The 13,201-nt window shown below is 68.7% G+C and carries 12 protein-coding genes; 4 read left to right on the plus strand and 8 right to left on the minus strand.

Features of this window, described 5'->3' with window-relative positions:
• Positions 1-197 precede the first annotated feature (197 nt).
• Positions 198-1,673: an NAD-dependent succinate-semialdehyde dehydrogenase gene (locus LC039_RS10910; RefSeq protein ID WP_226624053.1), complete on the minus strand. Its 1,476-nt coding sequence runs from the start codon at positions 1,671-1,673 to the stop codon at positions 198-200.
• Positions 1,674-1,774: 101 nt separating this feature from the next.
• On the opposite strand from LC039_RS10910, the gene LC039_RS10915 reads away from it, so the two are divergent.
• On the plus strand, positions 1,775-2,563 hold the full coding sequence (locus LC039_RS10915; protein WP_226624059.1) for an alpha/beta hydrolase: 789 nt from the start codon (positions 1,775-1,777) through the stop codon (positions 2,561-2,563).
• A gap of 19 nt (positions 2,564-2,582) precedes the next feature.
• Here LC039_RS10915 and LC039_RS10920 read toward each other — a convergent pair whose 3' ends face one another.
• The gene (locus LC039_RS10920; RefSeq protein WP_226624061.1) at positions 2,583-3,128 is read right to left on the minus strand and encodes a hypothetical protein; all 546 of its coding nucleotides are present in this window, start codon (positions 3,126-3,128) and stop codon (positions 2,583-2,585) included.
• Between the two features lie 246 nt (positions 3,129-3,374).
• Here LC039_RS10920 and LC039_RS10925 point away from each other — a divergent pair, with 246 nt between their 5' ends.
• Positions 3,375-5,534: an esterase-like activity of phytase family protein gene (locus LC039_RS10925; RefSeq protein WP_226624062.1), complete on the plus strand. Its 2,160-nt coding sequence runs from the start codon at positions 3,375-3,377 to the stop codon at positions 5,532-5,534.
• Positions 5,535-5,642: 108 nt separating this feature from the next.
• On the opposite strand, the gene LC039_RS10930 is transcribed toward LC039_RS10925, so the two are convergent.
• Positions 5,643-6,542 (minus strand): LysR family transcriptional regulator, encoded by a 900-nt coding sequence (locus LC039_RS10930; RefSeq protein ID WP_226624064.1) that lies wholly within the window; start codon positions 6,540-6,542, stop codon positions 5,643-5,645.
• Positions 6,543-6,652: 110 nt separating this feature from the next.
• Between LC039_RS10930 and LC039_RS10935 the strand changes: the two genes are divergently transcribed.
• Complete coding sequence (locus tag LC039_RS10935; RefSeq protein ID WP_226624065.1) at positions 6,653-7,651, plus strand: NAD(P)-dependent alcohol dehydrogenase; 999 nt, start codon at positions 6,653-6,655, stop codon at positions 7,649-7,651.
• 275 nt (positions 7,652-7,926) lie between these two features.
• The gene (locus LC039_RS10940; RefSeq protein WP_226624068.1) at positions 7,927-8,475 is read left to right on the plus strand and encodes a PEP-CTERM sorting domain-containing protein; all 549 of its coding nucleotides are present in this window, start codon (positions 7,927-7,929) and stop codon (positions 8,473-8,475) included.
• A gap of 90 nt (positions 8,476-8,565) precedes the next feature.
• Here the strand turns inward: LC039_RS10940 and LC039_RS10945 are convergent, their stop codons facing one another.
• The 5 genes from LC039_RS10945 to LC039_RS10965 all read right to left on the minus strand — a co-directional run bounded on the left by LC039_RS10945 (position 8,566) and on the right by LC039_RS10965 (position 13,188).
• Positions 8,566-9,042 carry an Hsp20 family protein gene (locus tag LC039_RS10945; protein WP_226624069.1) on the minus strand — a complete coding sequence of 159 codons (477 nt, stop codon included), beginning with the start codon at positions 9,040-9,042 and terminating at the stop codon, positions 8,566-8,568.
• Between the two features lie 150 nt (positions 9,043-9,192).
• Positions 9,193-9,978 (minus strand): trypsin-like serine peptidase, encoded by a 786-nt coding sequence (locus LC039_RS10950; RefSeq protein ID WP_226624071.1) that lies wholly within the window; start codon positions 9,976-9,978, stop codon positions 9,193-9,195.
• Complete coding sequence (locus tag LC039_RS10955) at positions 9,975-10,694, minus strand: trypsin-like serine peptidase (RefSeq protein ID WP_413463831.1); 720 nt, start codon at positions 10,692-10,694, stop codon at positions 9,975-9,977. Before LC039_RS10955 ends, LC039_RS10950 begins: the two co-directional genes overlap by 4 nt.
• A 79-nt stretch (positions 10,695-10,773) precedes the next feature.
• Entirely contained in the window at positions 10,774-12,066 is a 1,293-nt protein-coding gene (gene glcF, locus LC039_RS10960; protein WP_226624073.1) for a glycolate oxidase subunit GlcF, read from the minus strand.
• 24 nt (positions 12,067-12,090) lie between these two features.
• Positions 12,091-13,188, minus strand: a complete 1,098-nt coding sequence (locus LC039_RS10965; RefSeq protein ID WP_226624074.1) for an FAD-binding protein — start codon at positions 13,186-13,188, stop codon at positions 12,091-12,093.
• Positions 13,189-13,201: the final 13 nt, after the last annotated feature.

Consider the following 13,201-nt stretch of genomic DNA (forward strand, 5'->3'; position numbering starts at 1 on the left):
GCAACGAAAGCCGGGCGAGCGCCGTCCCTTGGGGTGGCGCTGCGACTTGCGGGGCAAGCGCTTTATCCCGGCCAGCTCCGGAAGACACCCGAGCGGTGTGCTGCTGCGCAAAAGCGCCAGCCCGTGGGCACGGGCCGGCGCTTGCCCGGCGGCTTCGCCTGGATTCTGGGCTGGTTCATCGCGGATCCGCGATGTGCTCAGACGCTCAGGCAGACGTATTTCATCTCGAGGTAATCCTCGATGCCGTGGTGGCTGCCCTCGCGGCCGAGACCCGACTGCTTGACCCCGCCGAAGGGGGCGAGCTCGGTCGAGATGAGGCCGGTGTTGACGCCGACGATGCCATACTCCAGCGCCTCGGCCACCTTGTACACGCGGCTCAGGTCCTTGGCGTAGAAGTAGGAGGCGAGGCCGAAGATCGTGTCGTTGGCCATCTCGATGACCTCATCCACGTCCTCGAACTTGAACAGCGGGGCAAGCGGGCCAAAGGTCTCTTCCGTCGCGAACTTCATCTCGCGGGTGGCGCCGGTGACGATGGTCGGGCCGAAGAACTGCCCTTGCAGCTCCTGTTCCTCGCTGCCGAGAAGGAGCGTGGCGCCCTTCTCCTTGGCGTCGCGGATGTGCTCCTGCACCTTGTCGATCGCCTTGGGGGTGATCAGCGGGCCGAGATCGGTGCCCTCTTCCAGCCCGTCGCCGACCTTGAGCTTCTTCACGGCGGCCGCGAGCTTCTCGGCAAAGGCGTCATAGACCCCGGACTGCACGTAGATGCGGTTGGCGCAGACGCAGGTCTGGCCGTTGTTGCGGAACTTGCAGGCGATGGCGCCTTCGACCGCGGCATCGAGATCGGCGTCGTCGAAGACGATGAAGGGCGCGTTGCCGCCCAGTTCCATCGAGCATTTCATCACCTGGTCGGAAGCCTGGCGCAGCAGGATGCGGCCGACCTCGGTGGAGCCGGTGAAGGTCAGCTTGCGCACCTTGGGGTTCTCGCAGAACTCCTTGCCCGCCTCCGACGCCGACGAGGTCGGCACCACGTTGAATACGCCTGCCGGGATGCCGGCGCGCTCGGCCAGCACCGCGATGGCCAGCGCCGAGAGCGGGGTTTCCGAGGCCGGGCGCGCGACGAAGGAGCAGCCGGCGGCCAGCGCCGGGCCGGCCTTGCGGGTGATCATCGCGTTGGGGAAGTTCCACGGCGTGATCGAGGCGGCAACGCCGATCGGCTGCTTGAGCACGGTGATGCGCTTGTCGCGGGCGTGGCCGGGGATGGTCTCGCCGTAGACGCGCTTGGCCTCTTCGCCGAAGAACTCGATGAACGACGCGCCATAGGCGATCTCGCCCTTGGCCTCGGCCAGCGGCTTGCCCTGCTCGGCGGTCATGATGGTGCCGAGGTCGTCCTGGTTCTCCATCATCAGGTCGAACCACTTGCGCAGCACTTTCGCGCGCTCCTTGCCGGTCCAGCTCGCCCAGTCCTTCTGCGCAATGTAGGCGCCGTCGATGGCGCCGGCGATCTGCGCGCGGTCGAGGTCGGCGACGCGGGCGATGACGTCGCCGCGGGCCGGGTTGGTGACCTCGAACTCGCCGTCAGCGCCGGTGATCCATTCACCGTTCACATAGGCGCGGGTGGCGAGGAGGCTGGGATCCTTCAGCAGCCCGGGAAGGTCGGTGGTCTGGTCTAGCATGGCGATCTCCATTTGTCGTGCCGCGCGCCTAGCCGCGTTTCCTGCTGCGGGCGGCGGCGTATCTGTTATTCCCGAGTCTAGTACGAGAACGGAGAAAGACGATGGACCTCAGCGACGCATATGCCAATGCCGCCCATATTCCCGGTGCGGCGGACTTCCCGCCCCGCTGGAGCGCGGCGGCCGAGGCGTTCCGGGCGCAGCTTGCCGAGGCGGGCCGGTTCCGCAGCCTCGCCTACGGGCCTGGCGCGCGCGAAGCGCTGGACCTGTTCCTGCCCGAGGGGGAGGCGAAGGGCCTCGTGATCTTCGTGCACGGCGGCTACTGGCTGCGCTTCGACCGCTCGGTCTGGTCGCATTTTGCCGCCGGGCCGCTGGCGGAGGGCTGGGCGGTGGCGATGCCGTCCTATGACCTGTGCCCCGACGTGCGCATCTCGGACATCACCCGGCAGGTCGCCGCGGCGGTGCACAATGCGGCGGAGGAGGTCGCGGGGCCGATCCATCTGACCGGCCATTCGGCGGGCGGGCACCTCGTGGCGCGGATGCTGGCGCCGGGGATGCTGCCGGAGGCGGTGGCGGCGCGGATCGCAGGCGTGGTGCCGATCTCGCCGCTGTCGGACCTCGCGCCGCTGATGCAGACCGACATGAACGCCGGTCTGAAACTGGACGCGGCGGAGGCCGAGGCCGAAAGCCCGATCCACCAGCTCGCGCCGAACGTGCCGGTCACGGTCTGGGTCGGCGGAGACGAGCGCCCGGTGTTCCTCGACCAGGCGCGCTGGCTGGGCGAGGCCTGGGACTGCGACGTGGTGATCGACGCCGGGCTGCACCATTTCGACGTGATCGACGGGCTGGCCGTGGCGGGCAGCCCGCTCTGCCGCGCGGTGACCGGGGCCTAGGCCCCGGTTCCCGCTGGTCTCACTCGGCAACCTCGACGATCTGCAGAAGCTGCCAGACCGTCATGCTGTGCACCGCCTCGACGTCCAGCTCCGGCTGGGCGTCATAGGGGAACATCACCCAGAGCGGGCCGTTCTCTTCGAGCGGGAAGGGCTCGCCATTGATGCGGGTGGTGATGATCGGGTACGCGTCCGTCAGGTACTGTGCGTTCTCTGTCAGGTCGACGCGTGCGCGGTACCCGTCATCGGCGACGAACTCGATCACCCCGCCGGAGGCCGGACCGGGGAGGCCCGCCATCTCGAGCACGTCGACCAGCAGCGGACCGCGAAAGCTCTGCTCTTCCCAGGTCCATTGCGTCTCGGTGCTGAACTCCTGCTGGGGCAGGGCGTCCAGCGCCTCGCGGTCGAGCTCGGTCGTCTGGCCACCGGCGGCGATCACGGTGAGCAACGTGTCGGACGCCTGCGCGGGACCGCTCAGCGCCGTTCCCAGCGCGAGGATGCCACAGGCGGCGGGAAATCGAAGCGTGCTGAAATAAGCGCGCGCAGTTTCTGAAATTGCGTTGAACAAGGTGGGTCTCCTACCTGACATCAGAAGCGTAAAGCCGGTTTTGGGGCCGGAAAACTGGGCAAGGTGCCACGCCTCCGAAAAATGCGAATCTCTGTTGCGCGGGGGCGGACTGCGGCATTTTCCGCGCAGTTTTCGCGGCTTGGGAAGGGTGTGATTTCCGTTGGGTCATCAATGCGTCATTCGCGCATCACGCGGCTGTTACATTTCGGGATCATGGCGGGGCGGACCGAAACAGGGGGACATCCAATGACCATCCGCACGCTGTGCCTGACCTCGGCACTGGCGCTTTTCGCCGGGGCCGCGCAGGCCGAGATGAACTTCAACCGCATCGCCAGCTTTGCCACGCCCGAGAACATGGCCGAGGGCGAGGATCGCGCCCGCGTGACCTCTGCCGAGATCATCTACGCCTCGGAAGACGGCAACACGCTGGTCTATACCGACAGCCCGCTGGGGGTGATCGGCCGTATCGACATCACCGACCCGCGCGCGCCGAAGCCGCTCGGAAACATCGCGATGGGCGGCGAGCCGACCTCGGTGGCCGTTGCCGGTGGCATCGCCTTCGTCGGGGTGAATACGTCGCAGAGCTACACCGACCCGTCGGGCAAACTCGAGATGGTGAACATGGAGAGCGGCGAGATCGTCGGGGAATGCGACCTCGGCGGCCAGCCGGACAGCGTGGCGCTGGCCAGGGACGGAAGCTTCGTCACCGTCGCCATCGAGAACGAGCGTGACGAGGACGCCGGCGACGGTCGCGTGCCGCAGATGCCCGCGGGCTTCGTGGCGATCCTCGACGTGGTGGATGGCGCGGCGGATTGCGCCAGCCTGGTGAAGGCGGATGTGACCGGCCTGGCCGAGATCGCGCCGGAAGACCCCGAGCCCGAGTTCGTCGACGTGAACGGCGCGGGCGAGATCGTGGTGACGCTGCAGGAGAACAACCACATCGTCGTGCTGAACAAGTCCGGCGAGGTGCGCAGCCACTTCTCCGCCGGCAGCACCGACCTGACCGAGATCGACGCCACCGACGAGCGCGGCGCGCTGGTCTTCACCGAGAGCCAAGAAGGACGCCTGCGCGAGCCCGACTCGGTGCAGTGGCTTGACGACGACCACTTCGCAATCGCCAACGAGGGCGACATGGATGGCGGCTCGCGCAGCTTCACCGTGTTTGGCAAGGACGGCAGCGAGGTCTACGACAGCGGCAACAGCTTCGAGCATGCCGTGGTGCAGGTCGGCCACTACCCGGACAAGCGCTCCGACGCCAAGGGCGCGGAACCCGAGGGCATGGAGGTCGCCAGCTTCGAAGGCACGCCCTACATGATCCTGCTCTCCGAGCGGGGCTCGGTGGCCGGTATCTACGACATGACCGACCCCGCAGCGCCGGTGCTGAAGCAGATGCTGCCCTCGGGCATCGCCCCCGAAGGCGCCGTGGCCATCCCGCAGCGCAACCTGCTGGTCACCGCCAACGAGGAAGACCTGATCGAGGACGGCGGCGTGCGCGCCCACGTGATGATCTACGAATACGCCGAGGGCGAGGCGATGTACCCGACGCTCACTTCCGAAGGCGCGGACGAGCTGATCGGCTGGGGCGCGATCTCGGGCATGGTCGCCGGGGACGACGGCATGGTCTACGCGGTCAACGACAGCTTCTACGGCTTCCAGCCGCGCATCTTCACCATCGACCCCTCGTCGAAGCCGGCGAAGATCACCAAGGCGCTCGACGTGACCCGCGCGGGCCGCCCGGCGCAGAAGCTCGACCTCGAAGGCATCACCACCGACGGCGAGGGCGGCTTCTGGCTCGCCTCCGAGGGGCGCACCGACCGGCTGATCCCGCATGCGCTCTACCACGTGAACAGCGATGGCGAGATCGAGGACGAGGTGAGCCTGCCCGCCGAGCTTCTGGCGCAGGAGAAGCGCTTTGGCTTCGAGGGCATCACCATGGTGGATGGCACGCTGTGGATGGCGGTGCAGCGCGAATGGGGCGATGATCCGAAGGACCACGTGAAGCTCGTGTCCTACAACCCGGGCACCGAGGAATGGGGCGCCGTGCGCTATGCCAAGGCCGCCCCCGAGACGGGCTGGGTCGGCCTGTCGGAGATCACCGCGCATGGCGACCACGTCTACGTGGTGGAGCGCGACAACCAGATCGGCGCCGCGGCGGTGACCAAGAAGGTCTATCGCATTCCGCTGTCGGAGCTGGTGCCCGCTCCGCTGGGCGGCAATCTGCCCGTGGTCAGCAAGGAAGAGGTGCGCGACCTGATCCCCGACCTGAAGTCCTGGGGCGGCTACGTGGTCGACAAGGTCGAGGGCCTCGCCATCGCGCAGGACGGCACCGTCTATGTCTCGACCGACAACGACGGCGTCGACGACAGCTCGGGCGAGACCTTCTTCTGGTCGTTCAAGCTCGACTGAACCTAGCGGGTCGAACAGGGGCGCCGTGCGGGGGACCGTGCGGCGCCCTTGCCGTTCGTGGCGCAGGTGGGGATTTTGCGCCATGCGTATTTGGAAAGAGAAGAAGGGTCAGGGCGCGCGCAGCAGCGGCGGGATCAGCTCGGCCAGCAGGTCGTAGACCAGCCGGATGCGGCGCGAGGTGTGCAGCTCGCGGTGGGCGACCAGCCAGACCGGGTAGGGTATTTCCAGAGAGGGCAGGGCGCGGGTGAGCTGCGGGTCGGGATCGCCGAGCCCGAGCGGGCCGACCCCGATGCCCAGCCCGGCGCGGGCCATCTGCCAGTGCACGAGGTGGCTGGAGCTGACCAGCGGGAAGTTCGCCTCGGTGACCGGCACGCCCAGCTCGCGCAGGAAGGCCCTGTGCGGGCCCGGGTCCTCGAAGGCAATGAACTCCGCCGCCGCGAGGTCGGGCAGCGCTGCGATTGGCGGCAGCGTCGCGAGATAGCCCGGGGTGGCGTAGAAGCTGCCGCAGTCCTCGGCGATGCGTTTCGCGATGAGGTCGAGTTGCTCTGGCCGGGCGTTGCGCAGGGCGATGTCCGCCTCGCGCCGCCGCAGGTCGCGGATGGCGTTGGAGGCGAGGATCTCGATGGTCAGCCCGGGCGCGGCGGCGCGGATCTGCGGCAGGAGCTGCGGCAGCAGCCAGGCGGCGTAGATCTCCGAGGCGGTGATCGTCACATGCCCGGCGATCTCCTGCTGCTGGCCGGAGGCGACCCGCGACAAGCGCTCCGCCGCTTCCCCCATGGCGCGGGCGTGCTCGGCCAGTTGCAGGCCCGCCTCGGTAAGCTGCAGGCCGGTGCCATGGCGCTCGAAGAGGGTGAGCCCCAGGTCCGCCTCCAGCGCTGCCACCTGCCGCCCGAGGGTGGGCTGGCTCATTTGCAGCGCGCGGGCCGCGCCGGAGAGCGAGCCCTGCTCGGCGGTCGCGAGAAAGCCGCGCAGGCGGTTCCAGTCGAAGCGGAGGTTCTGCCAATCCATGCGTATTTGTATAGGTCTGGTGCAATATTGGTCAATATCCCTGCGAAATCGTGGAGTGTATCTGCGGCGCATCCAACCAAGATCTGACACTGAGCCCCGAGGAGCCCGCCATGAAAGCCGTCACCGCCCGCCGCTACGGCCCCGCCGACATCCTACGCATCGAGAACCTGCCGCGCCCCGAGCCGGGGCCGGGCGAGATTCTCATCCGCATCCGGGCCGCCTCGGTGACCACCGCCGACTGGCGCCTGCGCGCGGCAGCCTTCCCCGGCGGGCTCGCGATCATCGGGCGGCTGGTTGCGGGCCTGTGGAAGCCGCGGCACCTCGTGCCGGGCTCCGACGTGGCGGGTGAAGTCGCGGCGCTGGGCGCAGGCGTCACCGGCTTCGAGATGGGGCAGCGGGTGGTAGCCGTACTGGGCCACGGCGGGCACGCCGAATACGGTCTGGCCAAGGCCGAGGACGCGGTGGCCCTGATTCCCGAGGGCATGAACTTCGACGAGGCCGCGGCGCTGCCCTTCGGCGGGCTGACGGCGCAGGAGTTCCTGCGGGACGTGGCGCAGCTGCGCGCAGGGCAGACGGTGCTGATCCTCGGGGCCTCCGGCGGGGTGGGGGCCTATGCGGTGCAGATCGCCGCCGCGTGCGGTGCGCATGTCACCGCCGTGGCGGGACCGGGGCGCGCAGCCGTCCTGCGCGGTCTCGGGGCGGAGCGCGTGCTGGACTACCGCCGCGACGCGATCACCGGCCGTTTCGATCTGGTCTTCGACACCGTGGGGGCGATGCGCTGGCCCGAGAGCCGGCGGCTTCTGGACAAGGACGGGCTGTTCCTGCCGCTCAACTTCGGGCTGCGAGAGCTCGGGCACATGCTGCGGGCAAAGCTCTCGGGTGGGCCGCGCATGGCGCTGCACGTGAGCGGCGACAGCCGCGCGGCGCTCGACGCGTTGCTGGAGCTGTGGCGCGCCGGAAAACTGCGCCCGGTCATCGACAGCCGGTTTCCGCTGGAGCAGATCGCGGCGGCGCACCGGCTGGTGGAAACGCGGCACCGGGCGGGGGCGGTGGTGTTGGAGGTTGACCCCGCAACGGAGGGCCAGAGCCAAACCACCGGGCTGACGTGATGCGCAGACTCAGCGCGGGGAAGCGCGGTTTCTCCACCGCCGGTCGGGAGGGCATCTGAAAATGCTTTCGAGTTCGTTAACGCTGCGCGGTTGGGTGGTTAATTTCGGCCCGATTTTCTTAACCAACTCGAGGTACGTAAGCGGAGATCGGCGATTAGGTTTCCGACACCTCTATACATAAACTTTTCGCGGCAATTGTTTTGACGCTCGGCGGGGTCTTGATCGACCATTCTTGGGTCTGGCGAAATTCCGTGTCGCCGGTGTTCAGAGGGAACATGTTTATGATTGATCTTAGGAACTTGGTTTTTGGCTCAGCCGCGGCACTGTCGCTCATCGCGGCCTCGACGGCCGGTGCGGCGACGGTGAACTGGTCCGCCAATGGAGGCAGCGACGGATTCAATATCGAGCAGATCACCTTCGCCGGGTTCGAGGCCGACACCCTGACCGGTGTTTTCGGGAACCCCTATTTCCATGCGCACAACTCATCGTCTCCTGTCGAGTTCACGCTCGACCTTCTGTTGAACGGATCCTGGACGCAGATATTTTCCGCTGAGACGGCGTCCTATGTTCGGGATGCGTCGAACAACCTGTCGCTGCTGATTTCGGACCTCAGCTTCAGCAAGGGCATGGTCTCGGGTATCCGTGCTGAAGGCACCCCGCACCAGACCTGGTCTACCCACGGCTGGCACCTCGCGAAGTTCGACTTCGAGCTCTCGCCGGTTCCGGTGCCGGCGACGCTGCCGCTCCTGGGGCTCGCTCTCGCCGGGCTGGGCATTGCCCGCCGTCGCAAGGCTCGCGGGGGTGGAACGCCGTTGGCGACCTAGGCGCCGAGACAAATGGGCCCCGCTGCGTCCAGCGGGGCCCTGGTCAGGTCAGGTCGACCTCAGCTTGCTGTGAAGCTTGATGTGCGGCGGTCAGTTCACCGATTGCGCGTCGACCACGTCCTTCTCGATGGCCTCGGTGCGCTGCGGCTTGGCGATCGCGATCCGGCGCGGTTTCAGCGCCTCGGGGATCTCGCGGCGCAGATCGATGTGCAGCATGCCGTTCTCATGCGTCGCGCCTTCGACCCGTACGTGGTCGGCGAGGGTGAAACGGCGCTCGAAGGCGCGGGTGGCGATGCCGCGGTGCAGGTAGCTGCGCTCCTGGCCATCTTCGGATTTCTTGGCGGAGACGACCAGAGCGTGGTCCTTCACCTCGACCGAGAGGTCTTCGTCGGCGAAGCCGGCCACGGCGATCGAGATGCGATAGGCATCATCGGCGGTCTTCTCGATGTTGTAGGGGGGATAGCTGGGCTGGGCCACGTCGCTGGCCAGCACCCGGTCCATCATGTCGGCGATCTGGTCGAAACCGACGGTGGCGCGATAGAGCGGGGCAAGATCGAAATGTCGCATGGGAATCCTCCATTGAGCGAGACTGTGCGATAGCGTTGAGCTGCGCCTTTCCATCCGGAACAGGCGCGGGTCGGTCCGGAGCCCTGTCTCAGGCACCCCGGTCAAACTCAGATGGGGAGGGATTTTTGCGCTTTCAAGAGGGCGGGACCCTCAGGGCCGGACGAAGCGCGCGCCGGTGCCGTCGCGCCCGCCACCGACGGTGATGCGCCGTGCGCCGGCGCTCGCCGCCGGGCGGGATCCCTCGCGCCGCAGCCGTGCCGACAGCTCGGGGACCAGCGCCGCGATCCCCGGGCCGTAGGCCGAGCCGCCGCCGGTCGAGGAGATCACCGACAGGATGCGCAGCCGTCCGTTCTCGCGCAGGAAGACCGGCGCGCCGGAGCTGCCGAAGGTCACGTCGCAGTCGAAGGCGAGCACGCCGTCCGCATAATGCCCGGTGACCGCGCAGGATGGCTCGCGCGAGAGCACTTCCTCGCGGCCCCGGCCGTAGCTGAGCACGGTGACCGCGCTGCCCTGCGGCGCGTGCTGCAGGACGCGGAAGGGATCGGCCTCGGCGCTGGTGATCGGCGCCTCGAGCTTGAGGAGCGCCACGTCGACCGCGACGCTCTCATGGGTGGGCGTGGGGTGCTGTACGTAGCCGGGCGGCGTCACCCAGCGCCGCACGCGCTGCGTCACGATCTGCGTGCCGCGGTAGTAGCCCGCGCGGAAGGTCAATGTCTCGGGCGGGCGGGGCGTGCCGTCGGGCTCGTAGACGCAATGCGCGGCGGTCAGCACGATGTCCGGGGCGATCAATGCGCCGGTGCAGAAGCCTCCCTCGGCGTCGAGCCGGCCGACCGCCTCCCAGCCCAGCAGGTCGCCGCGCCCCTCGATCACGTCGAAGTTCGCCTGCGCGGCTGCCAGCCCGGGCAGCAGCAGGAGAAGGGCGAAAAGCGCTCTCATGGCTTGATGAACTTCGCGCCGGTGTCGCGCCGGCGGCCCGCGCCGAGCGGGTTGCGCACGATGTCCGCCTCGAGCGCGCCGCGCAGTTCCGCCAGCGGGCCGGAAACGCCGGTGGCCAGCGAGACCGGCGCGCCACCCGCCTCGGCCTTGGCGGAAATCACCGAGACGATGCGCGGCGCCCCGCCCTCGAAGGAGAACACCGGCGCGCCGGAACTGCCGAAATCCACCGTGCAGTCGAGCACCAGCATGCCCTCCTGCCGGTCCAGTACGCCGCAATACTCCTGCAATGCCGGCGCCTCGGAGCGGTCATGCGCGTAGGAGACCACGCCCAGCTCTTCGCCCGCCTCGGGAAAGGGGCCGAGCGCGAAGGGCGCGATGGCATGGTTGCGGATCGGCAGCTGCAGCTCGATTACCGCAAGGTCGTGGCGCACCCGGCGGTAGGCAGCGGCGCGGCCGTTGCGCCATCCGGCGAGGAACTGGATGTCTTCCACCGGCACCCGCGCACCGCTCTGCGCATCGAACAGGCAATGCGCCGCGGTCAGCACCAGCTCCGGCGCGATCAACGCGCCGGTGCAGAAGGCGGTGCCGCCGATCTCCAGCCGCCCGACCGCCTCCCAGCCGCGCCCGTCCTCGCGGCTTTCCATGGAAAACAGGCCACCCTGCGCAAGGGCTGGCGGAGCCAGCAGCGCGGCGAGCAGCGCAATGAGGTATCTCACGCCATGATCTCCCTGTTCGCTCCGTCACGCTAGGCAGAGTCTGGGGCGAAATTGGGGCGCTTGAGCGGGGCTGCCGGCGTCAGCCGAGCGCCTCCAGCGCGCGCGGTTTCGGCCCGCCGGTGGCCCAGTCGAGCAGCTCGACCGTATGCACCACCGGCAGCCCGGTGCCCGAGCCGATCTGCATCATGCAGCCGATATTGCCCGCGGCGATGAGCTGCGGTGCCTTGGCCTCCAGCGTCTGCACCTTGCGGTCGCGCAGCTGTTTGGAGATCTCCGGCTGCAGCAGGTTGTAGGTGCCGGCGCTGCCGCAGCAGAGGTGGCTGTCGGCGGGCTCGACCACTTCGAAACCGGCGCGCTTCAGCAGGTCCTTGGGCGCGGATTTCACCTTCTGCCCGTGTTGCAGCGAGCAGGCGGCGTGATAGGCGACGCACAGGTCCTTGGGTGCGCCTTCCGGAATTTCCAGATCGCGCAGCAGCTCGCTGATGTCCATCGCCTTCGCCGAGACCTGCGCCGCCGCCTCGGCCAGCGGGCCGTTGCGGAACATGTGGCCGTAGTCCTTCACCGTGGTGCCGCAGCCCGAGGTGTTGATGACGATGGCATCGAGCCCGTCCCCCTGCATCTCGCCGGTCCAGGCGTGGATATTGGCCTCGGCCGAGCCGTGGGCGTCCTTCTCCCGCCCCATGTGGTGGGTGAGCGCGCCGCAGCAGCCGGCGCCCTTGGCCACCACCACCTCGCAGCCGAGCCGCCGCAGCAGCCGGATGGTGGCGTCGTTGATGTCGGTGTTCAGTGCCTTCTGTGCGCAGCCGGTCATCAGCGCCACGCGCTTGCGCTTCGGTGCCACGGGGGCAAAGCTCTGCGGATCGTCGTTGCGGCTGACCGCCGGGATGCGCTTCGGTGCCATCTGCAGCATCGCCTTCAGCCGCGGGTCGGGCAGCAGCCCGGCGAAGGGACGGCCCAGCTTGGCCAGCGCCAGCGCCACACGAAAGCGCATCGGGTGCGGGATGACCTGTGCCAGCATCCAGCGCAGCGCGCGATCATGCCAGGGGCGGGTGTAAGTCTTCTCGATATAGGCGCGCGCATGATCCACGAGGTGCATGTAATGCACGCCCGAGGGGCAGGTGGTCATGCACGACAGGCACGAGAGGCAGCGGTCGATGTGCCCGACGGTCTTGGCGTCCGGCACGCGCTCGTTCTCGAGCATGTCCTTGATCAGGTAGATGCGCCCGCGCGGGCTGTCGAGCTCGTCGCCCAGCACCTGGTAGGTCGGGCAGGTGGCGGTGCAAAAGCCACAGTGCACGCAGGAGCGCAGGATCTCGTTGGCCCGCTGCGTGCCCGGATCGCGAAGCTGGTCGGGGGTGAAGGTGGTCTGCATGTCTTGGTCCTCAGCTCGCTCGGGTCACGCCATCAGCCCGGGGTTCAGCACCCCGCGCGGGTCGAAGCGGCGGCGCAGCCCCTCGGCGAGCGCGGCGACGGGGGCGGGATCGGGGTGGAAGGCCGGCGCGCTGCCCGTGCCGCGGACCCGGGTGGCATGGCCCGCGACGCCGCCGAGCCGGCTGCGGACTTCGGTGCCCTCGGGCAGCAGCGCCCAGACCAGCCCGCCGCCCCAGTCGTAGAGCACTGCCTCGGCCTCGAGCGTTTCGGCCAGCCCGGGCGCGTCCGAGGGTTTGCAGGAGATGCGCCAGACATCCCCCGCGCGCCCTTGAAGCGGCACCACGTCGCGCACCCCGGCCCAGAGCGCCGCCACGGCGCCGGGATCGGTCTCCTCGGTGATCTCGCGCCCGGGGAAGAGCGCCTTCAGCTGCGCCAGCCGGTAGGCGACCGAGCGCGCGAAGCCCTCGATGCGCAGACAGGTGCGCTGCGCCGCCGGATCATGCGCCGCGCCGGTGACGTCGTAGGGCGCGCCGAGCGCCGTTGCCATCGCCGCCACCGCCTCGACCTCCGGCAGCCCGTGCAGCACCAAAGTCGCGGCGGCCTCGGGCTTCGGCAGCACCTTGAAGCTTACCTCGGTCAGCACGCCAAGCGTGCCATGGCTGCCGGCCATCAGCTTGACCAGGTCGTAGCCGGTGACGTTCTTCATCACCCGCCCGCCGTTCGACACCACGGTGCCGGCCCCGTCGACGAAGCGTACGCCCAGCAGGAAATCCCGGCAGGCGCCGGCGGCGATGCGCCGCGGCCCCGAGGCATTGGCGGCGACAATGCCGCCCAGCGTGCTGTCCCCCTGCGTGCCGAGCAGCCCGCGCATGTCCGGCACCTCGAAGGCCAGCCGCTGGTTCTCGGCGTCGAGCGCCGCCTCGACCTCGGCGAGCGGCGTGCCCGCCCCGGCCACCAGCGTCAGCGCGCCCGGCTCGTAGAGCGTGATTCCCGACAGCCCGCCGGTCTCCAGCGGCTCTCCCTCTGCCGTGCCGATGGCGCGAGTGCCGCCGCCCCGGATCGCAAGCGCTCCATTTGCGCCAAGGATTGCCTCGGCCAGCTCTTTTTCGGTCTCTGGTCTCATGCCACTTCGTCTA

It is taken from the genome of Alloyangia pacifica (assembly GCF_020524285.1).
Lineage (GTDB): Bacteria > Pseudomonadota > Alphaproteobacteria > Rhodobacterales > Rhodobacteraceae > Salipiger > Salipiger pacificus_B.